The sequence below is a fragment of the Paraglaciecola polaris LMG 21857 genome (assembly GCF_000315055.1).
Lineage (GTDB): Bacteria > Pseudomonadota > Gammaproteobacteria > Enterobacterales > Alteromonadaceae > Paraglaciecola > Paraglaciecola polaris.
In genome coordinates this window covers 1-24,982 of the sequence record NZ_BAER01000006.1, presented here as the reverse complement: position 1 = coordinate 24,982, position 24,982 = coordinate 1, and the positions used below count along the sequence as shown (strand labels likewise).

Sequence of the window (24,982 nt, the reverse complement as noted above, 5' to 3'; positions counted from 1 at the left end):
GCTAGGACCACTATGTGTTCATCGAACGTGAGTCACACTCACTCTGCGCAATAAAATATTTACTGTTGGTGAGCTTTACCTTTGTTACTAGATACGAAGGGATTAGCAAGCACAGCAAATATTTTTGTTCAATTTAGCTTACAAAAGCTTACGTATTGCCCTTGATGCAAATGTCTCAAGATGCGATTCTTTTGCTCTTTTATCCCGAGCTCGCAAAACACTGCATCTCTCAGCTCTATTTCCCAGTAAAAGGACCATTAAATGACACGGTTGCCCACCGACTATCTGAAGCAAATACTTGCTATGTTACCTGCTGAATCAATTATTCAAGATATCAGCCGACGCCGGGCACTGGCGGTCGATGCCAGCTTTTACCAGCTTATTCCCTTGTTGGTGTTGAAGCTCTCGTCATTAGAACAAGTACAAAACGTTCTCAGGCTCAGTGCGCAATATAGGGTGGCTGTTACTTTTCGTGCCGCGGGCACCAGTTTGTCAGGGCAGGGGGTAAGTGACTCCGTGCTGATTACCTTAAGTGATGATTGGCGTAACCACTGGGTGTTAAATAACGGCGGGAAAATTAAGTTACAGCCTGGGGTTATTGGCGCGGATGCGAACCGGTTATTAGCCCCTTTTGGACGTAAGATTGGCCCAGACCCTGCGTCAATCAACAGCTGTAAAATCGGAGGCATTGCGGCAAATAATGCCTCCGGCATGTGCTGCGGTGTGGCGCACAACAGTTATTACACAGTACAAGATATGTCCCTAGTGCTGGCAGATGGCAGCATGGTGGATACCAGTGATGAAGAAAGTGTTGCTCACTTTCGCCAACGACATCAGGAAATGCTGTCACAGTTACAGCAATTGGCCTCGGACTGCCAAAATAATACATCACTATATGGACTTATCACCCACAAATATCGCCTTAAAAATACCTGTGGTTACGCACTGAATGCGTTGATTGATTATCAGGACCCACTCGATATATTGGTGCATCTCATGATTGGCTCAGAAGGCACGTTAGGTTTCATTAGTGACATTACTTACCGGACCGTAATTGAGCATAAACATAAAGCCAGCGGTTTATATTTATTTGCCAGTGCAGAGCAAGCATGTTCATTGGTTGAAACATTAAGTCAGCAAAGCGTCGACGCCGTTGAATTAATGGACCAGCGAGCATTGAATTCGGTTAAAGGGCAGCCAGGTTTACCAGATTCATTTTGCACACAGAATGACAATTACACGGCACTTTTGATTGAAGTGAGTGCTGAAAGCCCAGGGGAACTGACACAAAAAATAGACACGCTGGCAGCATATATAAGCAGTCATCATGTTTTACAGTCAATCCCTTTTAGTCGTAATACCTTGTTAAACCAACAATTATGGGCCATACGCAAAGGTACGTTTCCTGCTGTTGGCGCGGTGCGCGAAGCAGGCACTACGGTTATCATTGAAGACGTATGTTTCCCCATTGAAAATATGGCGCAAGGCATTGGCCGATTACATCAGTTATTTGATCAGTTTGGCTACTCAGAAGGGATAATATTTGGCCATGCATTGGCAGGGAATTTACATTTTGTGTTTACCCAGTCATTCGAACAACAAGCTGAAATTGAACGCTATGATCGTTTTATGCAGGCGGTGGCTAAGCTAGTCGCGGTGGAATTTAAAGGATCCCTTAAAGCAGAACACGGTACAGGGCGTAATATGGCGCCGTTTGTGGCATTAGAGTGGGGAAGTGAAGCCTACAAAGTGATGCAGCAAGTTAAAAAAATCATTGATCCCACAGGGATTTTGAATCCTGGGGTTATATTGAATGACGATGCGCAAAGCCACATTAAAAACCTTAAATTAATGCCAAAAGCCAATGATATTATTGATAAATGTATCGAATGTGGTTTCTGTGAAGCTGTTTGTCCATCTCAAGAATTGAGTTATACCCCTCGGCAGCGCATCGCCATTTGGCGCCGAATAAAACAGCTGCGCGCGCTAGGCAATGCAGCAAACAACACTGAGTCTGAAAACGCTCAGGAATTACGTCAGTTAGAGCATGACTTTCAATACATGGGAATCGATACCTGTGCCGCGACAGGATTATGTGCTCAGCGCTGCCCGGTGGGGATTAACACAGGTGATCTTATTCGCCAACTTCGCAGTGAAAGACAAAGCAAATTCGGTGAAACTATCGCTAAATTCAGCGCAGAACATTTTTCCTTGGTGAGCCAATCAGCCGCGTTGGGGTTTGGAGCGTCAAGCTTTGTTACTAAGGTCTTAGGCGATACGCTCACCGACACCATAGGTGCTAAAGTGCATCGATTGTCTGCTAAAAACCTACCTTTGTGGCAAAGTCAGTGGCCAAGTAAAGCCAAAGCGATAAAGTTCGATGGGCAGCCAAAGGCTAAGCAAGTGGTCTATTTTGCCAGTTGCGCCAGTCGCACTATGGGACCTGCAGCGTCTGACAACGAGCCCCGTTCTACCTACGATGCAGCGCGCTCGGTTTTTGCTAAGGCAGGGTATCAGGTCATATTACCTGAAGACATGAACGACCTATGTTGTGGTATGCCATTTAGCAGCAAAGGTTTTCCCGATTTAGCTCAGCAAAAAGGTGATGAGTTAGCCCGTAACCTGCTTAACATTAGTCGCCAAGGTAACATTCCCATTGTGTTTGATACCAGCCCCTGTAAGCAACAAATGCAAGCACTCGATCAGGTACAAGGATTAGATATTTTTGAAACCAGTGAATTTATGGTCAAGCGCGTATTAGCCGATTTACATATCACTCCGCAAAGTGATCCAGTTGCCCTTCATGTTACTTGCAGCAGCCGTAAAATGGGCATCTCAGGTTATCTAGAAGCCTTGGCTCACGCCTGCAGCGAGCAGGTCATTCAGCCTCAGGGCATAGAATGCTGTGGTTATGCGGGCGATAAAGGCATGTTCGTACCTGAATTAAATGCCAGTGCACTTCGCCACCTAAAAAGGCAAATTCCAGTCAACTGTAAAGCTGGCTATAGTAATAGTCGAACGTGTGAAATTGGGCTTAGTCAACATAGCGGTATACCCTATCATTCGCTGATGTTATTGCTCGATAATGTCAGTGCGGCAAAAAGTCAGCTGTAAACCTATGAAGGCGTTAGTTGCCTGCAGAACTACCTATACGTTTGGGCGGTTTGCACGATGAAACTTAGTCTTGAATCGATATTTTACAAATATAGCGTCACTTAACGGAGTAAATGAAATGCGTATTAGTCAACGTCAATTGAATGGCGCGGTGGAAGAGAGAATTTTAACCGCATCTCAAGCCGAGCAGTTAGTTGCATACCTATCAGCGCTGCCGGATAGCACACCCAAGTTTGATTTTACCCACTTACTTTATTATTTCGGTGGCTTAGTCGCAATCGGAGCAATGACCGTATTTATGAACCTAGGGTGGGAATCATTTGGGGGCGCAGGCATTGTGGGTCTTTGTGCGGTTTATGCTGCTGCTGGTGTGTTACTCACTAATCGCTTTGCAAAACAAGGCTTAGTCGTGGTTGCCGGCATCTGTGCTACTTTTGTAGTCACATTGACGCCGCTCGCTATATTTGGAATACAACAGACGTTGGATATTTGGCCTGGCAGCGACAGCTATCAAGATTACCACCGTTATATACAGTGGCATTGGCTATACATGGAACTAGGCACGTTAGCGGTCGCGGTAATACTCGCTAAGATCTATAAATATCCCTTTTTGGTCATGCCCATTGCGGTCACTCTTTGGTACCTGTCGATGGATCTCGCCGTGATGCTCACAGGGGAAAGTCCTGCATATGAGGTGCGTGCATTGGTATCTATGTACATAGGATTATCCATCTTAGGCTTAGCATTTTGGGTGGATTTACGTACTAGACGTTTAGCTGATTATGCATTCTGGTTGTATTTATTTGGCACTATTGCATTTTGGTGTGGCTTGTCTATGCAAGAGTCGGACAGTGAGCTATCTAAGTTTATCTACTGCTGCATCAATATACTCATGATGGGATTAGGAATTATCTTGGTGCGTCGCGTGCTGGTCATATTTGGTGCGCTTGGAGTTTGTGGGTATATAGGGTACTTGGCCTATGACGTGTTTAGCGGCAGTTGGCTATTTCCTATTGCGTTAACCATGTTAGGGATAGTGATTGTTTACGTGGGCATCATGTGGCAGAAAAACGAGCATGCTATTACCGATAAATTAAGAGAATATTTGCCTGTGGCACTGCGTGAATTACTCGCTAATAAAGTTATGTGACAGGGGTCGAACATCAGTTCGATTTTACTTTACTGTGTCAGGTAACCGTGTTTTGAGCAAAATAAAATGCGATACCTCAGTTTAAATAGTCGTCTACGGCACCCTTTTTCGGGTCATTAACTTTCCTTTTTTTCTCATTCAATGTTATTGCTAGTGAATATCATTACTTTTATAAATCCTGCTTAAATCAATTTCTGCCACATTAAACTCTAAATACTGGCGAATTTTTCACTATTTACCATGTTAAACAATAATTGTTAGATTTTAAAAATTGCCTAAAACGACATTGTTTTACAGTTTTAGTTCAATAAAGGCTTGTCTTAAAAAGCAAAAATAGATAAAGTGATAATCGTTCTCATTTAGATTGTTATTAGGATGTTGCAGTGATTGATTTACTCGTCAATGGTGGGGTTGTGGTATGGCTGTTAATCAGTCTTTCAGTGATTGCATTAAGTGTAGGGGTGTTAAAAGGATGGCAGTTTTATAGTACGCGTCCAAAACCAGCTGATGCCATTGAGCAAGCATTTGGTTTTTTACAACAAGGTAAACATGCCCAAGCACTTTTATTAGTCAAGGGGCAGCGCAACTACCGGGCCGCGTTGATCAGTAGCACAGTACAATTAATCGATAAATCATCACTGGCATTAGACGACATTAAAGACGAAGTTTATCGTCAAGCACAATTGGCGATAGCGCAACTTAATAGCTATTTACGAATTCTAGAAGTCATTGCCACATTAGCCCCATTAATGGGGCTTTTTGGTACAGTAATTGGCATGATCGAAGCATTTAAGGCTATGGAATCGGCTGGTGCTCAGGTTAACCCTGCGGTTTTGTCAGGGGGAATTTGGCAGGCATTACTGACCACTGCAGTGGGTTTAGCCGTAGCGATACCTGTGTCTATGCTCAATAGTTACTTTGAACGCAAAGCAGAAGTTGAAGCCCAAGCAATACAAAATGATTTGCAGCGGGTGTTTACAATTTATGCCAGCGCTTCAAGTCAATCGTCATTAGGTAAAACAAGCTCGGCGAGTAAAGCACAAAATACTTCTAAGCAAGGCACTGAGTAAACACTATGTCTAGTTTGGTCTTGCCACAACGCAGAAAGCAAAGCATTAGCCTGACAGCGTTAATCGATGTGGTGTTCATTTTACTGATGTTTTTATGCTGACCTCCTCGTTCACTAAATTCAGTGCGGTTGAAATGCAATCGGCATTGGCAGCCAGTACGATTTCTAGCACAAAACCTCAAGTGGTTCGATTAAGTGTTAATGGGCAATTATTAGGTGGAGGTACGCAATTAGAGGGGGTAGCGTTAACCGACGATGCATTAAGCACCCTATTGGCAATCGACACACCTACCGTGCTTATGCCTGCCTCCGAAACACAAGTGCAAGTTATTGTTGATGCGCTTTCTCGCTTGAAAGCCTTAGGGTTTAGCCAGGTCACTTTGGGTAAATTAAGCCCCGGTGATGGAGCAGTGCAATGAGCATGTTTAACCAAATGCCTCGCCTGCGCCGTAAAGCAAACAGTGATGATAACCTCATTCCGCTCATCAACATTGTATTTTTATTGCTGATATTTTTTATGATTGCGGGCAAAATCGAGCAAATTCACGACGCCGGTTTAACACTGCCCCAGAGCAGTCAAACGAAATCGGCGATCGATCAGCCTATTACCCTACAGTTGTCTAAAGACAACGAAATTCATCTCAACAACGAATTGGTCAGCTTTGCTGAATTGCCTAACGCGTTAACGGATTTATTGCTTGAGCACCCAGCTGACGTTGCCGTGCGTGCCGACAAGCAAGTGACCTACCAAGATTTAGACAAAGTGTTAAATACACTTAGATCTGCTGGTTTTAGCACCATCAACTTATTCACTCTAACGACAGAGCCAAGTTGATGAGTGCCATTTCTCCAAAAAACAACGCGTCATCGGTTAATCCCAATATGTTAGGGGACGGCGGGGCTTCAGTGGCGCTTCTTCCTGAGCAATCTGTATTGTTTGCCTCGGGACGTAAACGTCAGTGGGCCGTTGCCGTGACGGTTGCGATTATTCTACACGGCGCGGTGTTTGCAGCTTTATCAGTAAAGACAGATGCAGTGCAGGGCAGTGCGGCTGGTGAAGGGCAAGACGGAATTGAAGTCGGGTTAGGTATGGTCGGTGCTTATCAGGATCAAGAGTTGGTTGAGTCAGAGCAATTGACTGACCCAGTAGAGCCAGTCACTCAGCTTGAAGCGGTTAAAAAAGCAGTTAACAAGCCAACCGCACAAACCGAGCCTGAGGTTGAAAGCAAACCTTTCAAAGATAACGTGCCACCTGTACCCGTTGAACCTCCTGTTGAAAACGTTAACGAACCGGTCATGGACGATATCGCCCCGATAATCGAGCAGGTATCTGCCAGCAATGCCATCCAAAAGGTGCCAGAGCCAACAAAGACAGTCGTTGCGTCAAGTAGTGCACCTGATGTGCAGCATACTCCTGAGACAGACAAGACTGAGACAAATAATGCGCCTGTTAGCGATAGCGAAGCTGACAAAACGGATAATAGCCCAGCTCCAGTGGCCCAAATAGCCACAACTCGTGGAACAGGCAGTGCCAGCTCTCGTCGTTCAGGTGGACGTGCCGGCAATGCAAAAAACTTTTTCGCTGACTTGCAGGCACACCTGAGGGAATACAAGACGTACCCGAAAGCACTTAAGAAGCAAAAAATTGAAGGAATAGTGCAGCTCAAGTTCACCATAGATCGCGACGGTTATGTTTTGGCCTCAAGCATCGAAAAGAGCTCAGGATCCGCTGCACTTGATCAAGCGGCTTTAGATATGTTGCAAAAAGCCAATCCTTTGCCTCTCGTACCAGATTCAATTAAACGTGAGCGCATCACGTTAGTTATTCCCATTGAATATTCACTAATCACCAACTCAGCATTTAAGGAATAGTTACCCATGAGTAGAAAAACAGCCTGTCATTCGGCGCCATTGAGCTTGCGCTCGCCTAACGTTAAAACCAACAAGACTTTATTAGCGTTAAGCATTCCAGGTATGTTGCTAAGCCCTATGGCACTGGCACAAGAAGACGAGCCAATTGTATTGGACACCATGCAGATTGAAGAGCGTACGGTAGATACCAACCCTTATGCCCAAGCGGGCGCACCTTATAAAGCGCAGGTTTCTGGTGATTCACGCCATGTTAAAGAATTAGCCGATACGCCCCAGACTATTAGTGTCTTGACACAAACCCAAATAAAAGAGTCAGGTAAAACTGACTTAAAAGAAATTCTTGCTGCCCAGCCTGGTATTACATTAGGCACAGGTGAAAACGGTAATGCTTTTGGCGATCGCTATATTATTCGTGGCCACGAAGCACGCAGTGACGTGTTTGTCGATGGTTTACGTGACCCAGGTATGACAACTCGTGAAAGCTTTGCCACAGAGCAAGTTGAAATAACCAAAGGCCCCAGTTCTACTTTTGCTGGCCGTGGTTCAACAGGTGGCGCGGTTAACAGTATTACCAAGCAAGCGAGCAGCGAATATGACTTTAACAAGCTAGAAGCCGGTTTAGGTACTGATGATTATCGTCGTATCGCCCTTGATAGTAACAAACGTATCAATGACGAACTTGCCGTACGTGCAAACGTGTTGCATTCATACAAAGAAATCCCTGACCGCAGCCCTGCCGATCAAGAGCGTAACGGTTTAGCCTTGTCAGCGGTTTATCAAGCCACTGACAAACTTAAATTGACTGCAGATTACTATTACTTAAAAGCAGAAGATACCCCGGATCTAGGTACCTATATTGAGCCAAATGGTGGCAAACCTGTACATGACTTGCCTGTGTATAGCCAAGATGGACAAGATTTCTTAGAGTCAGAAATTAATACGTTTACCTTGCGTGCGCAATACGAAATAGACAGTAACACTCGTGTTGAAAACATGATGCGTTACGGCACAACAGACAATGGTTATGTCACAACCGGTGCCCGCGGCACTAACCGTGACGCAACTGACCTAGATGCACCCGGTGCGGCAACTGTTGGTTTGAGTACGCACCAAGGTTGGCAAGAAGTCGAGTACTTCGCAGACCAACTTAATGTCTTTTTAACCCGTGATCTAGGCGGTCTAAAGCATAATTTCGTAGTGAGTGCTGAATACAGTACCCTTGACGTAGATAACGGTGTTTATAACGTAGAAAATACCGGTGACACCAACTGTGTCACTTCAGGTCGCGGTGGTGCTTCAGCAGGTTATTGTATCGTCGATGCCAGCGGTAACTATATTGATAATATCAATAGCGTCATGGGTCGCAGCATTACCAAAGGTGCCCAAGACTCAGATTACTCAATCGATACCGTGTCTGTGTCATTAATGGATACCATTGACATTAACGATTTCTGGTCGGTATTTGCCGGTGTACGTGCTGATAGCTTTGATTACGATAATGTCGTGACCAGCGGCGGTGTAGCCACTGCCTATGACTATTCAGATACTTTATGGAACGGTCATGTGGGTGTGGTATATAACATCAACGAAGACGCTAATGTTTATTTAACATACAGTACGTCAAGTAATATCAACGGCGGCGAGTCAGATCTGGGTGGTAACTGTGGTTACGGTGGTATTTGTGGCGACCCTCAACAAGTGACTGACAGTAAACCAGAAGACACTGAAAACTTTGAATTAGGTACCAAATGGAACGTATACAACGATAAACTGCTTATCACGGCGGCTATCTTCCAAATCACTAAAGATGATGTAATGGAAAGTATAGGCGACGACGATTACGCCAATCTAGGTACCCTTAATACAGGTAAAAACCGTGTGAAAGGTGCTGAGTTCTCTGTGGTAGGTAACATCACAGAAAAGTTAAGCACCCAATTCGGTGTAAGCTTCATGGATGCCGAAGTACTTGAATCTTTCGATACCGATAGTGTTGGTAGAACCTTGAGTAACTTCGCGGATAACAGCGCCTTCTGGCAGTTGCGTTATCAGGCAAACGATGCAATTTCATTCGGCGGGACTATGACCTACTCAAGTGAAATATATGCAGGCCAACCTGATTCAGGCGCCGGCTTCAACAGCGACATTAATGATTACTCCTACAAGGTCCCAAGCTATACCTCGTTTGATGTGTTCGCAACGTATGCATTCAATGAGCAGTTAAACTTGCGGTTAAATGTGGCTAACGTTACCGATAAAGACTACTACCTAGCAGCCTATCGCAGTGGTGCCTTTACCTATATTGGTGCAGCGCGAAACGCCAAGTTGACACTAACGTACGAGTTCTAAAACACGTTTATTTACAATTTTGGTAAATGAATCAAGGGAGTAGGTTGTTTTTCAGCGTGCTCCCTTTTTCTTTTTAGGTTAATCTTTCGCCATGAAAGCAGAACATTACGTGTTACCAAAACTCAAGAAAATTCCCGCGGATGTGATTGCCATTGGCGATTATGAACGTTTGGCAAAAGAATATATGCCCCACGGTATCTATGAATATATTGCCGGCGGAGCAGGGGACGATATTACCTTAAATCGCAACCGAAGTGCGTTTGACGCCATCGGTATGAACAAACGTGTGTTGCGTAAGTTCACCCAAGGCACGACAGCGGTCACTTTAAGTGGTGATACCTTTGCTTGGCCTATGTTGGTGGCGCCTTTGGCGTATCAAAGTTTACTGCATCCCGAAGGCGAGTTAGCCACGGTTGAAGCGGTGAATGCGGTGAATATGGGTATGTTAACCAGTACGTTATCGACTGTACCGCTAGAAGATATTGCTGCCCAACAGCAAACGCCTAAGTGGTTTCAGTTATATATGCAGCCGGACCCTGAACATACCCTTGATTTAGTAAGGCGAGCTGAAAATGCTGGTTACACGGCCATTGTGGTGACGGTTGATGCGCCGGTAAGTGGCCTGCGTAATCGCCAGCAACGGGCAGGTTTTAGCTTGCCATCAAGTGTGGTTGCAGCCAATTTAGTCAATTACCCCACGTCGAAAACCCAATCTTTGTCCCCAGGGCAAAGTGTACTGCTCAATGGTTTAATGGCAGACGCCCCCGACTGGGACGATATTCAGTGGTTACGTCAACACACTAAGCTGCCAGTATGGATCAAAGGCATCAGTCACCCACAAGATGCAATTTTAGCCTCCCAGAGTGGCTGTGCCGGTATCGTAGTATCAAACCACGGTGGACGCACGTTAGATGGCCTTGCCCCTAGCATTGATTTACTGCCACCAATCCGAAACGCGGTAGGAGAAGATTTCGCTATTTTACTTGATAGCGGTATTCGCCGTGGCACTGATATTTTTAAGGCCATTGCCTTAGGAGCCAACGGCGTATTGATTGGTCGGCCAGTACTAAACGGCTTAGCTGTGGCTGGCGCCTTAGGTGTGGCGCATAGCCTGACTTTGCTACAACAAGAGCTAGAACTTGCGATGGCGTTGACTGGATGCGAAACCATTAACGATATTACACTTGATTGTATTTATTAGTTTGCCGGAATACGCAATGCCAATAGAAGAGAATATTTATGTGTTAAGGGTAACTATTCGCTGTTAATGCCAAATGAATATCTAGGCGTGAATTGTTACACTTACCAATTATTATACAGCCAGCCCGTTAAAAGAGAGACCCATGTTAACCGTCATTGAAGATCTACTATCCAAAAAAGAAGTCACTCAATTTACCCAAGCGTTAGATAAAGGTCAGTGGCAAGACGGTAAACACACGGCAGGCAGTCAAGCGTCAAAAGTTAAATACAATCAACAGCTAGACGACAGCAGTGCATTGGCAAATGAATTGCGGAATATTGTGATCCGCAAATTGTCCAGTCATCCACTTTTTATGTCCGCTGCGCTGCCAAGTAAGATTTACCCGCCAAAATTTAATCGTTACCAAGGCGGCGAGCATTACGGTTTACATGTTGACGCGTCAATCATGCCACTGCCAAATAGTCATCAAATGTTGCGTACGGATCTTTCTGCCACCTTGTTTTTAACGGAACCTGGTGCATACGAGGGAGGGGAATTAAGCATTGAAACCCAGTTCGGCTTACAGCAAATTAAACTCAGTGCAGGCAGCGTGATTTTGTATCCGGCTAATAGCTTACACCAGGTTAATCCGGTCAATAGGGGCGTCAGAACTGCCTCGTTTTTCTGGATCGAAAGTTTAGTGCGCACCAATGATCAGCGCAGCACGTTATTTGATTTAGACCAATCGATACAAGCGCTTACGGTCGACAGGGGCAGTAATGATCCCGAAGTCAAACGCCTTTCAGGCGTGTATCACAACCTAATGCGTAGCTGGGCAAGTTGCTAAGTTAACGCCTTTATCAGTAGCGCCTCCCCTCAGAAATAAAAACTAACCGTATCAGCCTTGCCAAAATGGTTTGGCTGCCATGCACGGCTTACTAGTAATGACGGGTTAAGGGCAGTGTCTAGGCATGAATTTTACGTTAAGTGAGTGGATAAAATCTTGCGTTGCGTATTTTGGCATCTACCGCGCCAGATGTATGAAAAATACGTTATTCCCTGTCTAAAATTCTGTAAATTACTGAGTCGGTAACGTGAAAATCAAGCCATGTGCAACATTAATAGGCGTTTTTGTGGTAAGTTAGTGCTGAAATTACCGCAAACAAGGGGCAAATTGGTTTTTGCGATGGGTTGATTAACCCGCACTTGTTCGCTCCCACGTTTTAGACATTTAGCTGACCGTATAAATTTGCCCTTGGGTTAGCCGATGACGAAAGAGTTAGGTTAGTCAGTGTTGGTAATTGCTGACTTGGCCTTTATTTGAGCAAGGCTGGTAGAGCAATAATAATAAGAATGATTAGGAGATATCGATATGGAACTCGACTATGAGACGGCAAATAACAAAGAATTGGAACTCAACGCTTCAATGCGTGCATCCCTTAGCAGTGTAGGGGTAGAGCCAAGTTCGATTGATGAATTGATAGGTACCGCACTTACGCCAGCTATTGTGATCAAACCGCCGAAAACCCCGGTGTCAGACGCAGAGGCCAGCGCAACATCAGAAGACGGCGAGGCAAAAGTAGCGAAAGCGGGCAGTATCAAATTGAATATCAATACCGTGGTTGATCAAATTGTGAAAACTCAACCGCCAGGCTTCAATCTTAAAGTTGAGCCTTGGTTAGGTTTATATGCCTTTATTGAGGTTTTGCGTTTAGTCAGCGACCTGCAAGACGTCACGATCAGTGAAAATGACGCTATGGTAATCTGGAGCATGTGGTTCGTGAGAAACCGCCGTAGCAACACCATAAGCGGTAAAGATTTACTTAGCAAAATTAACACCCACCTAATTCGTTACGACCGTACTACGTTGACCGAAAATGAATTAGAAGAGAGTCTGAAGAATCTAGAAAAAATCCGCACCATCAGACGATCAAAAAATTCAGCGGACAGTTGGTATTTGGTTGGCTGGGTAAAAAGAAGCTATCAATAACGGTTAACCCGGTTAACGTGTGCCATACACTTCAGGGTAATGAGCCGCTCTGAAGTGGTACTGGCTTTTCAAAGCATCAGGGGTAATTTTGTAACAGGCTAAAAATCCACCATGCTTGAACAAAAAGGTATCCCCCTAAAGCAAACCTCCTAGGGGGGGATCTCTGTTTAATCACCCTCTGTGTATGAGAAATACCCTTGCTTTATTTTGCCCACGCCATTTGGTTATGCCGATTGTTAATATCTGAAACGATTTATTGGTCTGTGAGTCAGCGGATTTAAATGCTCTCCTAAAACCACCCAAAACCGCATAACTCCCTAAAGCTCACTTATACCCGACGGTATTTTTGTTTATTAATGTGTAACGCCTGGCTGGATATGCGCGAAAGCTGCGTACCGTGAGGCTTAGCGTAAATAAAATCACTTTGCATTCAGTGTCTTAATATCAAGTCTGAACGATCGCTCAAAATAAACTTGAACGTTCGTTCATGTGGGTTTATAGTACACTTAAATCAGAGGAACAAAGGTTCCTATTCAACAAAACCGTCTATTCCCCAACTAGTGAGAGTCATAATGTCAAACTTAAAAATTCATACCCTTGAGTCAGCACCAGCAGAAAGCAAAGCAATATTAGAAGGTGCAAAAAAGCAGATGGGTGTAGTGCCTGGCCTTTACGGTGTTCTGGCTGAATCGCCAAGTACGCTCAAAGCGTATATGCAATTACATGAATTGTTCACCAATACGTCCTTTAACGCTGAAGAGCTGACCGTGGTATGGCAAACGATAAACGTTGAGCATGAATGCCATTATTGTGTGCCTGCACATACTGGTATTGCACATTCAATGAAAGTTGATCCTGCATTAACCGAAGCGTTACGTAACGGTGAAGCGATGCCAACTGACAAACTGCAAGCTTTGCAGGACTTTACGTTAAGTGTTGTTCGTAACCGCGGTAATGTTTCTGAAGACGCGTTACAAGCATTCTTTGCTGCAGGTTATGCACAACAGCAGGTACTTGAAGTGATCCTTGGTTTATCGCAAAAAGTGATCAGTAATTACGTCAACCATATTGCTGAAACGCCTGTTGATCCCATGTTTGAAAAATTCGCGTGGACTAAAAAATAAGCATGTAAGCATGAATAATTGATTTCAATGCAATTGCCTCTGCTATTAATGCAGAAGCAATTCAGCGTTGATTTTAATACTTACACAGGCACAGCGAGATAGGTTAACAATATGCTTAAGTTCTATTTTCACCCTACGCCAAACCCCATGAAAGTGGCTCTTTTTTTAGAAGAGGCAGGGCTAGCGTATAAATTAATCCCAGTCGATACCATGAAAGGTGAGCAACATACACCTGAGTACCGTGCAATTAACCCTAATGGGAAAACTCCTGCAATCGATGACGATGGCAAACGGGTATTTGATTCGACGGCCATCCTAATGTATCTGTCTGAAAAAACGGGGAAGTTCACAGGTAAAGAGCAATATCGCAGTGAAATGTTATCTTGGATATTGTTTTTAGCGACAGGCTTAGGGCCGTTCTCTGGTCAGTCTGTTCACTTTAGACATAGAGCTCCAGAGCAGGTGCCTTACGCCATCAATCGTTATTTACGTGAAGCCCAGCGCCACTATGAAGTGTTAGAGGCACATATGAAAGGTCGTGAATTTGTGGTGGGTGACGAATACTCAATTGCCGATATTTCAGCATGGGGCTGGGTAGATAAAGCAACCGCTGTGTTAGGTGAAAAAGAGCTGGAAAATTATCCTAACTTATTGCGTTGGTTTGCAAAAATAGAGACCAGACCAGCAGTGGAAAGAGCAAGAAATATTGCTAAAGATATCCAATTTAAAGCTGATTTCGATGAAGAATCAGCCCGGGCGCTGTATCCACAAAACTTTGATACGCAAGCCTGAGCACATAAAGTAACCTAGGAATAACGAGATGGAAAACCTATATACACCGCCCGAAATATGGACTCATGATGCGCAAAGTGGCGGTAAATGGGCGAGTATTAATCGCCCTGTTTCAGGCGCGACCCACGAAAAGGCGTTACCTGTAGGTCAGCATGCCTTGCAATTATATTCAATGGGCACACCGAATGGTCAAAAAATTACTATCATGTTAGAAGAGTTATTAGCCTTGGGTAAGGACGCTGAATATGACGCGCACATGATAAAAATTGGCGAGGGTGATCAGTTTTCATCTGGGTTCGTGAACGTTAATCCAAATTCTAAAATTCCTGCATTAGTCGACCGCTCAAACGACGATGCTGACGCTATTTTTGAATCCGCTTCCATTTTGGTTTATCTTGCGGAAAAATTTTCGGTGTTACTACCTGAAAAAGGCGTTAAGCGTACACAAGTTTTGAACTGGTTGTTCTGGTTACATGGCTCAGCACCCTTTTTAGGAGGTGGTTTTGGTCATTTTTATGCGTATGCGCCACAGAAATTTGAATATGCAATTAATCGTTTTGCCATGGAAACCAAACGCCAGTTAGATGTATTAGATAAACAATTAGCCAAAAATGAATTCATCGCAGGTGATGAACTCAGTATTGCGGACATCGCAATTTGGCCGTGGTATGGCAACTTAGTTCTGGGTAAGCTCTACGACGCAAAAGCGTTTTTGCAGGTCGAAAGCTACAGCCATATTCAGCGTTGGGCAAAGGCGATGTTAGCTCGCCCATCAGTGCAACGTGGGCGTATCATCAACCGTGATTGGGGTGATGAATGGGAACAACTTGAAAGTCGTCACAGTGCTAAAGATATCGATAAAGTATTGGCGTTAAAGCCAGCGTAAGTTATTTTACATAGCAGCAAACGATCAATCTAAACCTAGTGGCATCTTTGTCATTAGGTTTTTGATTTTTACCGTAAACGTTTTAAGGCCATAGTAATGAGTGCAAAAGCAAAGTTTAATCGTGATGACGTGATCAGCAAAGCCAAAAACCTATATTGGGAGAAAGGTTACCATGCGACGTCAATGAGAAACCTACAGGATGTGGTTGATATGCGCCCTGGTAGCATCTACGCGGCTTTTGGCAGTAAAGATAATTTGTTCAGCGAAGCGTTAAATCATTACGCGTTGGAAAATGCTGAGCAGCTTGCTAACTGCATGGCGCAAGAAAACACAGTGCTTGGTGGCCTTAAACGATTTATTCGCAGTGTGACCCTATGTGACAAAGGATCTGTGCCAAGTGGCATGTGCATGATCGTTAAAAGCGTCGCTGAATTAACGCAAAACGACAGTCCTGTCTTGCTTGCGAACGCAAAAGCCATTTTAGCAAAGGTAGAGGGCTCTCTTGCGCAAATTTTTCAACGGGCGAAAGATAATGGCGAGATAAGTGCAGCAAAAGATCCCGTTGAATTAGCCTGTTATCTGCAAGTGCAATTAATAGGCTTAAGAACGTATGCTCAGGCAACAGATAATATTGTTGCCGTGGAAAAGCTCATTGATGACCTATTTGAAGCCTTGCCTTAATCTTGTTTTACTCTGCTGATTAGCTTAGGTGCCCCAGACTTGCCTGATACAGCAATGAGCGCGTAGAACGGATTTTTCCGCCTTGGTTAAGCTTACTCGTCTCCGTTTTGTCAGCATACCCATTCAGTCTTCCTATATTGTAAAAGCTTAGCCCTATGCAAATTGATTTGCCCGAATCATCGGTGAGGGAATTTTGCAATTAAATCACGCCCTAGGGCATGGTTAGCCACCATCAGAAATAAACCGTCACTATAAGTTGAACGATTGTTCAGCAATCAATTGAACGACCGTTCATTTTCGATTATAGTGAGTGGATTAAATATTGTCAGTGTGCAGAAATGAACAAAAAAATTAAATTGGATATTGTGTCTGACATCGTGTGCCCTTGGTGCATCGTTGGTTACACACATTTAGAAGCCGCAATTAATGAACTCGGCTTGCAAGATAGGGTAGAGATTGAGTGGCAACCCTTTGAACTCAATCCAGATATGCCCATACAAGGTGAAAACTTACGTGCCCACGTGTTACGTAAGTATGGTGCTAAGCGTGATGACAGTGATAAAGCTCGGGCGAATATCACGTCACTCGGCGCTGAGTATGGCTTTACCTTTAACTATTTTGAAGACATGAAGATGGTTAATACGCGTCAAGCACATGTGTTATTAGATTATGCCCATGAAGTTGGCCTGCAACACACGTTGAAACAACGTTTGTTTGCGGCTTTTTTCAGTGAACACAAAGATATATCTGATCGTGAGGTATTACTCACAGAGGCCCAGAGTGTTGGTCTTGATATTTATGCAGCCGAGTTGGCCTTAGATGACGCTGATAGACTCAGCAAGGTAGTGAAACAAGAGATACAATGGCAACAGCGAGGAATTTCCGGCGTACCAAGCGTTATCTTCAATCGCAGTAGCGCGATGACTGGTGCACACCCACAAAGTAGCTACCATGATGTGCTTAAGGAACTCGCGGGCGCTAGCTAATCCGCGTTGACCGAAAACGTCTTACGCAATACGACTTGCTAATCGTCCGGTGATCAGTTGCTCAGACTAAACATGTGGCCAGTAAGCAAACCCTTTACTGGCCACATCACTAGACATCTCTGTGTATAAGCTTGGTGTTTTACAATGTTAGCCGTCATTACGAATCGTGTGTAATTAGCCTAAGAAAGCAACAATTTTGATCAATTTGATGCTTCAATAACTAACATAAGCTTATGGGCAAGTATGGCTTGCTCTCAAATCTAAAAGAGGACCGTATAAAAATGAATAAAGCGCGCAGTATAGAAGTACTTCTTTTTGACGTAAATGAGACCTTGCTTGATATCACGACTCTCGAACCGTTTTTTCAGCGGGTATTTAATCATCCTTTAGTGCTGCGTAATTGGTTTGCTGAATTGGTGCTGTATTCTCAAACCATGACCATTGCGGGCCTTTATGAACCATTCGCTAATCTAGCTGTGGGCACGTTGAAGATGGTGGCGGAAAATCATCGTTTGTCGATAACCGAAGAGGATGTTAACCAATTCAAGACGTTACTTACAAGCCTACCGCCGCATCCTGATGTTGTGCCAGGATTAAAGCGCCTGCAGGCGGCTGGCTTTCGCCTGGCGACCCTGACAAACTCCCCGCCGTCTCCTTCGCCAACGCTATTGGAAAAAGCAGGGATCAGTCATTTTTTTGAACAACATTTCAGTGTAGACAGCGTACGTGCGTTTAAGCCGCACCCATCAACCTACGCTTATGCAGCAAAAGAGCTGAACGTGGAACTAGAGCAAATATGTCTGGTGGCATGTCATTTATGGGACACGATCGGCGCACAAGCAGCCGGATGTGCAGGCGCTTTTATTACGCGCCCAAATAACAATATTTTGTCGGCTGAAAATGTGCCCCAGCCAGATTTTATAGCGCAAAATCTTAAGCAACTAGCTGATAAATTGGCTGATCTTTAATGCATCTTCATGTTGTTTAAAAGCAGTTAAAGCAGTTAAAGCAGTTAATAGCGACATGCTGCGATTGGTCAATTACAGGGCCCTTGGCATATGGGGCTTAGCACGTGCAGGGAAGTGGACATGATTTTTGACGGTTAGGCCGTGCCATTCACTTAAAATGTTGCTGCCGTTTGTGTTGATAGAAACTTTACCGTCGCCAAAGCGAACGTATTCTAAGAGGGCGGATTAGGTTTCACCATGATGGGATCCGTAAAACCTGTGACCGAATGGTTCACATTGTTACTTTACCTTCGGTGATGACCTTCGTGCTTTAAGCAGGCAAGGCCATTAACCTAATAATAGGTTATTAACCTTGCCGTTTTTTGAAAAATTCAAGCTGCCAATTCCAGTGCAATGCGCCCATTCGTATAAATACCGTGGTAAAAAGCGATCCTAAAATACACCAAAGGTACGGGGCACCGAATTGGAACAGCACCGCATAAGCTAAGCCGCCCGATACACACGCCGACGCATACATTTCGCTGCGCATCACTGACGGTACCTCTCGGCAAATTACGTCTCTTATTAGACCGCCAAAAATGCCGGTGGTGGTGCCCATCGTTAGCGCGATAAGCATGCCCGTGCCTTCTATAAGAGATTTTTCAATGCCGACTATGTTAAATATGGCCATACCAATGGCGTCAATAAGTAAAAAATAATAATTAGACACGTGTGGCAAGTAGCGAATAAAGACAATCGCAGTAATGGTGGCAGCATAAGTTGAATATAAATAAGTGGGATCAGCAACCCAGAAAACGGGCTGGTTCAAAAGTAAGTCTCGCAGTGAACCGCCACCGAGGGCAGTCACCGACGCAACAACCACTATGCCAAAACCGCCAACCTTTTTTTCGTAGCCAAGCAAGGTACCTGCGATAGCAAAAAATGCGACCCCAATTAGGTTTAAAAAATGAAAATAGTCAGATGACATTCTGGGCTCTCGTATTCTAATGCTTATTAAGTAATTGATTAAATATAAAGCAACGGGAAAAACGCCTTGGGCCATTCGCTAGCAATATAGGCATATCGGTTTCCTAGGAGCTTAATGCAATCTGTTGCTACGTTAAATGCAAGATGTCTGCTTTTATCAACGGATGATAATCAAGTATTGTGCCAAAGAACATGAAACGCGGCGTCATCTGCATGCCCACGATTTAAACCTTGCCAGTCATAGGCGGATAAACATCATTGACGAGAAGTTCTGTGACTTTGCTTGGTTAATCAAGCAGGCGAAAGGGTAAAAATTGTATTTGCCCTGTAGGTTTTTCAAAAGGGAGGTAATGATTCTGCTAATAGCATTTTTCAAATGACAGCTCGATATAAGTAAGCTTATAGGGCGGTATTCTAAAATGTGCTGATTGCCGATCTAAGTCATTAGTTAATCTGTGCATCTGGGTGTGTCGTTAAAGGCTAACTAGGCAGCCGAATGTCGGTGATGGCAGTAATTCATTTATAAAAATCATGTTTGCAAGCAAGGTTATTTGTGTCATCGAATTTAACCTCCGTATATTCCGTAAGCAAAATATATCTAAATGTGGATCCATTCCCACAGCCATACAAAACGCTGCTTAATTGCTGTTTTGCAAAGTGAAGCACTGCAAAAATCGATTTTTCGTGTGTATCTAATTGGATACTTTCTTGTTGCCAGTTCGCGAAAAGTTCAGTAAGGTGCTGAAAAGCGAAATATTTTGGGCGATGAATCTGCTGCGTTACTGATTCGATGCAGAATATGATGTCACGCGGGTAACAAGGAATTTTATTGATGCAGCAACGTGCAGTTTTGCCGCTTTATTACGTGAACAGGATGGTCTAAATTGAAAGACCATCACATAGAGAAACGTTATCGACTAATTGAACTACTCAGTTACTGGCAAGGGCATGTCAATAGCACCCAATTGAGTGAACATTTCGGTGTTAGCAGTACGCAAGCTAAAAAATATTTTGCCAGCTATCAACACGCGTTTCCAAAAAACTTACATTATGACTCCAGTCTGAAAGGCTATATTCCTCAGCCTGATTTTACATTGAGCTATATCACGGGTGACGCGATTGAATATTTACAATGGCTCGACCATTCAGGTGAATCGATTGGTGTTAATCACCTCCCTAATGAACTAACAAACACCTCGCTCAACTTACCGCAAAGACACGTCACGCCATATGTAATGCGAGGCCTCACTGCAGCCATTAAAAGCAAACGTAGGCTTGAAGTAGACTATGTCTCGTTGAGCAATCCCAATGGCGAAGGGCGTATTATTCAGCCTCATGTATTTGTGCGTACAGGCCTGCGTTGGCATTTACGTGCATTCGATGAAAAACATCAACAGTTTCGCGACTTTGTGCTCAGTCGCTTTCGCGGCACGCCAGAAATACTGGACGGTGGAACCAGAAATTCCGATAAAGATGAAGCATGGCATACTTATGTTGAATTAAAACTCATTCCAGATAGCCGATTCAATGCCAAGCAAAAAGCCGTTATCGCCCAAGACTATAAGATGCAAAATGGCATGTTGATTGTTAAAACCCGCGCTGCTTTAGCACAATATTTATTGCAAGAAATGCAGGTGAATTTCAAGTTTCTCGATGCAGAGCCAGAAGCACAGCAATTGGTACTCGCCAACAAAAACGACATTAAACAATGGTTATTCAATGCTTAACCAGCTCACATGATGGAAATCCGCCAACAAAGTTTACTGGTTTTATTTCAGGGGTTTGAGGCTATTGAATAATCGGTAATCTGAGCGCAGTTTTATTATCATCAACCAAGGCTTGTGGCTGAAAATGAAAGACTTATCCCCCAGTGACTTAAAAACTATCTTGCATTCAAAGCGAGCAAATTTGTATTACTTAGAATACTGCCGAGTGATGCAAAAAGATGGCCGGGTGCTGTACCTAACAGAAGCGAATAATTCACAGAAAAACCCTGAAAACCAGTATTTTAATATTCCCATTGCAAATACGACCGTAGTGCTATTAGGAAACGGTACGTCAATCACCCAAGCCGCAGTGCGTATGCTAGCCCAAGCAGGGGTATTACTCGGTTTTGCCGGTGGTGGCGGTACCCCCTTGTACATGGGTAACGAGATTGAATGGTTAACTCCACAAAGTGAATACCGACCAACAGAATACATACAAGGATGGATGTCGTTTTGGTTTGATGACGAAAAGCGCTTACAGGCAGCCAAACAATTTCAAGCCGCAAGAATTGCATACCTGACGCGCGTGTGGGGCAAGGATCGAGACCTAAGTGTCGAGGGATTTACCACTGATAACGACCTGATCAAAGGCGCATTAGAGCGTTTTAACACGCGAACCGAGCAAGCCACAAAATCCTCCGATTTACTGCTTACCGAAGCCCAACTCACGAAAGTGTTATATAAATTTTCTGCCAATAATACTGGTACAAGCGATTTTACTCGTCAGCATCAGAGCGCCGACAAAGCTAATGACTTTCTAAACCACGGTAACTATCTGGCTTATGGTTTAGCGGCGTGTACCTTGTGGGTATTAGGCATCCCTCACGGTTTTGCCGTGATGCACGGCAAAACCCGCAGAGGCGCATTGGTATTTGATATCGCCGATTTAATCAAAGATGCCATCGTCTTGCCCTGGGCCTTTATTTGCGCCAAAGAAAACTCCACCGAACAAGAGTTCCGTCAGCAAGTATTACAAAAATTTACCGACCATAAAGCATTAGACTTTATGTTTGAGCAGGTTAAAAAAGTGGCGTTACAGGGGCAGGAAGAGTGAAATTGTACTTAATTCAATGCAAAGAAAAGCTGAGTTTTAAATCGCCTGCAAGGTTTTTTAACCTGCGATCATTTGTCCACAAAAAGGTGTTAGTGCTGAGTAATGTTGACGCCAGTAAATGTAGATCAATAAAACCAATGCCTTTACCAAACAGGCTGTGTTTTTCTAAACAGTGCAAGGCCTCTTGATGTGTAGCATGGTTAGCATGTGGCAAACTCTGCCACAATTTGATGATGGACAAACGATTTCGCAAATTGCCACAAGCCAGTTCACCAATAATCATAGGGTGTATGCAGACTTGGCCATTTATCAACAATTGACTCAGCACATCATCTTTTTTGCGAAGATGATCAATCCACACAGAGCTATCGACCAAAACCATTATTCAGCTATTTCGCTCTGGCGACGAGGGCTCCACGGTGCTGACGGATCAGTACCGCCCAACAAAGCCAAACGTCGTGCGCTTTCACGCTCAATTAAAGCTTTTAAGCTTTCTCTCACTAGAGCAGTTTTCTCTTTTACACCTGTCAATTCAACGGCTTGGGCAAATAAGTCATCATCGATATTTAAGGTAGTACGCATATTTATATTCCTCAGGCATCAATATGGACATCAGTATATGCTTATATTGATGCTTTTCGCAAAAAACAAACATCATAAGTGCCTTATGCCACAAAAAGAAGGTGAACAGCCATGATGGTCACCTTTGTCAGCCAATGCGAAAAAAATGCCCTCAAAAAAACTCGGCGAGTACTCGATGCCTTTGCCGACCGCATAGGTGACAACACATGGCAAACCATCATCACCGAAGACGGCTTACTTACCGTTAAAAAAATGCTACGGCAAACCGCCAGTAAAAGCACAGCGGTGAGCTGCCACTGGATACGCTCAAGAGCAAGAAGTCAGTTTTTATGGGTGGTGGGGAATAAAAATAAGTTTAATAGTTTAGGTGTGGTGCCGGTGAATAGTACTAACACAATAACTAATCAGTACAAAGATAATTTCAGCTGGAAAACTCAACCTATCATGACTCATGCCGCTACCATTGCTGGGTTATTTCATGATTTTGGCAAAGCTAATAAATTATTTCAAAATAAGATAAATCCAGATATTACTACCGATAGCTTTGAACCATATCGCCATGAATGGGTGTCGTTAAGGTTATTCCAAGCGTTTTTGGGCGACAACTCAGATGAACAGTGGTTGGAAGCTTTAGCAAACGCCAATTTTAGTACCATAACTGATTATTTTAGAGATGGATTAGATAGCAATGAGAGCGAAAAACACCCAATACTTAGTCTCCCACCATTTGGGCAGCTTGTCGCATGGATTATTGTTTCTCATCACCGATTACCGCTAGTTCCAATGTGGCGTGACGATATTAACGGGAATCCAGCAGATATTAATCGTATTGACGACTGGTTAGAAACAAGCTTTGAAGCTATGTGGAACTCATATCGATGTAATGAAAAAGATCAAAAGCACCGTTTAGAAGATAACTGGTCATTCTCGAAAAAAGCATTACCGCACCACAGTATTAAATGGATTTCTCACGCATCTATCGCAGGATCAGATGCTAAAAAGGAGCTATCCAGACTCTTTGTTGAATCTACCAACTTGGATTTTATTAACGACCAATTATTCACAAGCCACCTAGCTCGACTATCAATGATGTTGGCTGATCATCATTATTCTGCGAAACCGAAAACAACAGAAGAGTGGAGATCAGCAAATTATAAGGTTTACGCAAATACCTACCGAAACAGTGAGGCAATGTTTGGACACGGATTTAAACAACAGTTAGATGAACATTTGATAGGTGTCGCGCACTTTGCCAAATTAATAACAAGAGCTTTACCGAGACTAAACGCTAGCCTTCATCCATTAGAAAAAAACGACTTTCTATCTACCCCTGTAAAAAAGGCAGATAAGGTTAAGTATGGGTGGCAAGATAAAGCGATAAAGTTAATTAGTAAGCTTAATAAAGAACCACTAACAAATGGTTTTTTTGGTATCAACATGGCATCAACGGGAAAAGGAAAAACTATTGCTAATGCTAAGATTATGTATGCGCTGGGTGAGCAAACAGGCAGAATTCGCTTTAGTGTTGCGCTTGGTTTGCGATCACTTACCTTGCAAACAGGCAGGGAATTTCGTGATAGCCTGAAGCTTAGTAGCGAGCAACTAGCTATTGCTGTTGGTGGTGTATCGGTTAAACAGCTTTTTGAAAATAGTCAGCATGCTATTCAAGGTGTAGTCAAAAGCGAACAATCCGGAAGTGAATCAGATCAGGAAGTGCTAGATCCAGAACTCTATATAGATTTCAAAGGAGACACATCGCATAGTCTTAGTGAGTGGACTAAATATGATAAAAATAAACGTATAGACAAATTACTTTGCGCGCCGGTGCTGGTCAGCACTATTGATCACCTCATTCCAGCAACAGAAGGTACAAAAGGAGGCAAACAAATCCCTCCGATGTTGCGTTTATTAACGTCTGATTTAGTGTTAGATGAACCTGACGATTTTGGACTGAGTGACCTTCCAGCGTTATGTCGCTTGGTTCATTGGGCTGGATTGCTCGGTAGTAAAGTTCTTTTATCAACAGCCACAATGCCACCCGCATTGGCGTATGCGTTATATGAATCCTACAAGGCCGGTTGGAGCCAATATGCAAAAGCCAATCTTAGTGAATGGAATCAAAGTATTTGTTGTACTTGGTTTGATGAATTTACAACCTCAGATTATGAAGACCGATTTGTTGGTGATTTAGATAGTTTTAAAAAACAACACCGAAAGTTTGTTAACAGAAGAATTGAGGCGCTAATTAACGAACAAAAAGAAAAACCGCCAAAGCGTATCGGCGAAATTATCCCCATACAAAAATATGAAGGAAAAAGCCAAACAGAAAATATAGCCAGAACCACTCATCAATCACTTTGTACATTACATCACCATCATCATACAACTCGCGATAATAAATCCGTATCTATAGGGCTTATTCGTATGGCGAATATCAACCCGTTAATTGCTGTATC

Annotated in this window: 22 protein-coding genes; 19 read left to right on the top strand and 3 right to left on the bottom strand. The window is 43.6% G+C overall.

Annotated features, from left to right (window positions below; all coding sequences use genetic code 11):
• Nucleotides 1-261: 261 nt before the first annotated feature.
• The 16 genes from GPLA_RS00455 (at nt 262) to GPLA_RS00380 (ending at nt 18,158) form a co-directional block, all read left to right on the top strand.
• Complete coding sequence (locus GPLA_RS00455) at nt 262-3,114, top strand: FAD-binding and (Fe-S)-binding domain-containing protein (protein WP_007102823.1); 2,853 nt, start codon at nt 262-264, stop codon at nt 3,112-3,114.
• A 118-nt stretch (nt 3,115-3,232) separates the two neighbouring features.
• Nucleotides 3,233-4,264 carry a hypothetical protein gene (locus GPLA_RS00450; RefSeq protein WP_007102822.1) on the top strand — a complete coding sequence of 344 codons (1,032 nt, stop codon included), beginning with the start codon at nt 3,233-3,235 and terminating at the stop codon, nt 4,262-4,264.
• 383 nt (nt 4,265-4,647) lie between these two features.
• Nucleotides 4,648-5,334, top strand: coding sequence for a MotA/TolQ/ExbB proton channel family protein (locus tag GPLA_RS00445; protein ID WP_007102821.1), 687 nt, complete (start codon nt 4,648-4,650; stop codon nt 5,332-5,334).
• Nucleotides 5,335-5,428: 94 nt separating this feature from the next.
• Nucleotides 5,429-5,752, top strand: coding sequence for an ExbD/TolR family protein (locus GPLA_RS00440; protein ID WP_007102820.1), 324 nt, complete (start codon nt 5,429-5,431; stop codon nt 5,750-5,752).
• Nucleotides 5,749-6,168, top strand: coding sequence for an ExbD/TolR family protein (locus tag GPLA_RS00435; protein ID WP_007102819.1), 420 nt, complete (start codon nt 5,749-5,751; stop codon nt 6,166-6,168). The genes GPLA_RS00440 and GPLA_RS00435 overlap by 4 nt, the downstream gene beginning before the upstream one ends.
• Complete coding sequence (locus tag GPLA_RS00430; protein WP_007102818.1) at nt 6,168-7,205, top strand: energy transducer TonB; 1,038 nt, start codon at nt 6,168-6,170, stop codon at nt 7,203-7,205. The genes GPLA_RS00435 and GPLA_RS00430 overlap by 1 nt, the downstream gene beginning before the upstream one ends.
• Before the next feature lie 6 nt (nt 7,206-7,211).
• The gene (locus GPLA_RS00425) at nt 7,212-9,551 is read left to right on the top strand and encodes a TonB-dependent receptor (RefSeq protein ID WP_007102817.1); all 2,340 of its coding nucleotides are present in this window, start codon (nt 7,212-7,214) and stop codon (nt 9,549-9,551) included.
• A gap of 91 nt (nt 9,552-9,642) precedes the next feature.
• Entirely contained in the window at nt 9,643-10,752 is a 1,110-nt protein-coding gene (locus GPLA_RS00420; RefSeq protein WP_007102816.1) for an alpha-hydroxy acid oxidase, read from the top strand.
• 142 nt (nt 10,753-10,894) lie between these two features.
• Nucleotides 10,895-11,578, top strand: a complete 684-nt coding sequence (locus GPLA_RS00415) for a Fe2+-dependent dioxygenase (RefSeq protein ID WP_007102815.1) — start codon at nt 10,895-10,897, stop codon at nt 11,576-11,578.
• 525 nt (nt 11,579-12,103) lie between these two features.
• Nucleotides 12,104-12,721 (top strand): hypothetical protein, encoded by a 618-nt coding sequence (locus tag GPLA_RS00410; protein ID WP_007102814.1) that lies wholly within the window; start codon nt 12,104-12,106, stop codon nt 12,719-12,721.
• A gap of 572 nt (nt 12,722-13,293) precedes the next feature.
• Nucleotides 13,294-13,845 (top strand): carboxymuconolactone decarboxylase family protein, encoded by a 552-nt coding sequence (locus GPLA_RS00405; protein WP_007102813.1) that lies wholly within the window; start codon nt 13,294-13,296, stop codon nt 13,843-13,845.
• A gap of 111 nt (nt 13,846-13,956) precedes the next feature.
• Nucleotides 13,957-14,637 carry a glutathione S-transferase family protein gene (locus GPLA_RS00400; protein ID WP_007102812.1) on the top strand — a complete coding sequence of 227 codons (681 nt, stop codon included), beginning with the start codon at nt 13,957-13,959 and terminating at the stop codon, nt 14,635-14,637.
• Between the two features lie 28 nt (nt 14,638-14,665).
• A complete protein-coding gene (gene yghU, locus GPLA_RS00395; RefSeq protein WP_007102811.1) occupies nt 14,666-15,523 on the top strand; it encodes a glutathione-dependent disulfide-bond oxidoreductase in 858 nt (285 codons plus the stop codon).
• 96 nt (nt 15,524-15,619) lie between these two features.
• Entirely contained in the window at nt 15,620-16,204 is a 585-nt protein-coding gene (locus GPLA_RS00390) for a TetR/AcrR family transcriptional regulator (protein ID WP_007102810.1), read from the top strand.
• Nucleotides 16,205-16,542: 338 nt separating this feature from the next.
• Nucleotides 16,543-17,190 (top strand): DsbA family oxidoreductase, encoded by a 648-nt coding sequence (locus GPLA_RS00385; RefSeq protein WP_007102809.1) that lies wholly within the window; start codon nt 16,543-16,545, stop codon nt 17,188-17,190.
• A gap of 281 nt (nt 17,191-17,471) precedes the next feature.
• Nucleotides 17,472-18,158 carry a haloacid dehalogenase type II gene (locus tag GPLA_RS00380; RefSeq protein WP_007102808.1) on the top strand — a complete coding sequence of 229 codons (687 nt, stop codon included), beginning with the start codon at nt 17,472-17,474 and terminating at the stop codon, nt 18,156-18,158.
• A 346-nt stretch (nt 18,159-18,504) separates the two neighbouring features.
• Here GPLA_RS00380 and GPLA_RS00375 read toward each other — a convergent pair whose 3' ends face one another.
• Nucleotides 18,505-19,125 (bottom strand): trimeric intracellular cation channel family protein, encoded by a 621-nt coding sequence (locus GPLA_RS00375; RefSeq protein WP_040513583.1) that lies wholly within the window; start codon nt 19,123-19,125, stop codon nt 18,505-18,507.
• Between the two features lie 883 nt (nt 19,126-20,008).
• On the opposite strand from GPLA_RS00375, the gene GPLA_RS00370 reads away from it, so the two are divergent.
• Together GPLA_RS00370 and cas1f are read left to right on the top strand one after the other, a co-directional pair.
• Complete coding sequence (locus tag GPLA_RS00370; protein WP_007102804.1) at nt 20,009-20,851, top strand: WYL domain-containing protein; 843 nt, start codon at nt 20,009-20,011, stop codon at nt 20,849-20,851.
• A 124-nt stretch (nt 20,852-20,975) separates the two neighbouring features.
• Entirely contained in the window at nt 20,976-21,944 is a 969-nt protein-coding gene (gene cas1f, locus GPLA_RS00365; protein WP_007102803.1) for a type I-F CRISPR-associated endonuclease Cas1f, read from the top strand.
• Nucleotides 21,945-21,957: 13 nt separating this feature from the next.
• On the opposite strand, the gene GPLA_RS00360 is transcribed toward cas1f, so the two are convergent.
• On the bottom strand, nt 21,958-22,326 hold the full coding sequence (locus GPLA_RS00360) for a type II toxin-antitoxin system VapC family toxin (RefSeq protein ID WP_007102802.1): 369 nt from the start codon (nt 22,324-22,326) through the stop codon (nt 21,958-21,960).
• A complete protein-coding gene (locus tag GPLA_RS00355; RefSeq protein WP_007102801.1) occupies nt 22,326-22,526 on the bottom strand; it encodes a type II toxin-antitoxin system VapB family antitoxin in 201 nt (66 codons plus the stop codon). The genes GPLA_RS00360 and GPLA_RS00355 overlap by 1 nt, the downstream gene beginning before the upstream one ends.
• A 111-nt stretch (nt 22,527-22,637) precedes the next feature.
• Between GPLA_RS00355 and cas3f the strand changes: the two genes are divergently transcribed.
• Nucleotides 22,638-24,982, top strand: a 2,345-nt coding sequence (gene cas3f, locus GPLA_RS00350) for a type I-F CRISPR-associated helicase Cas3f (RefSeq protein WP_040513576.1), incomplete at its 3' end; no start/stop codon positions are given.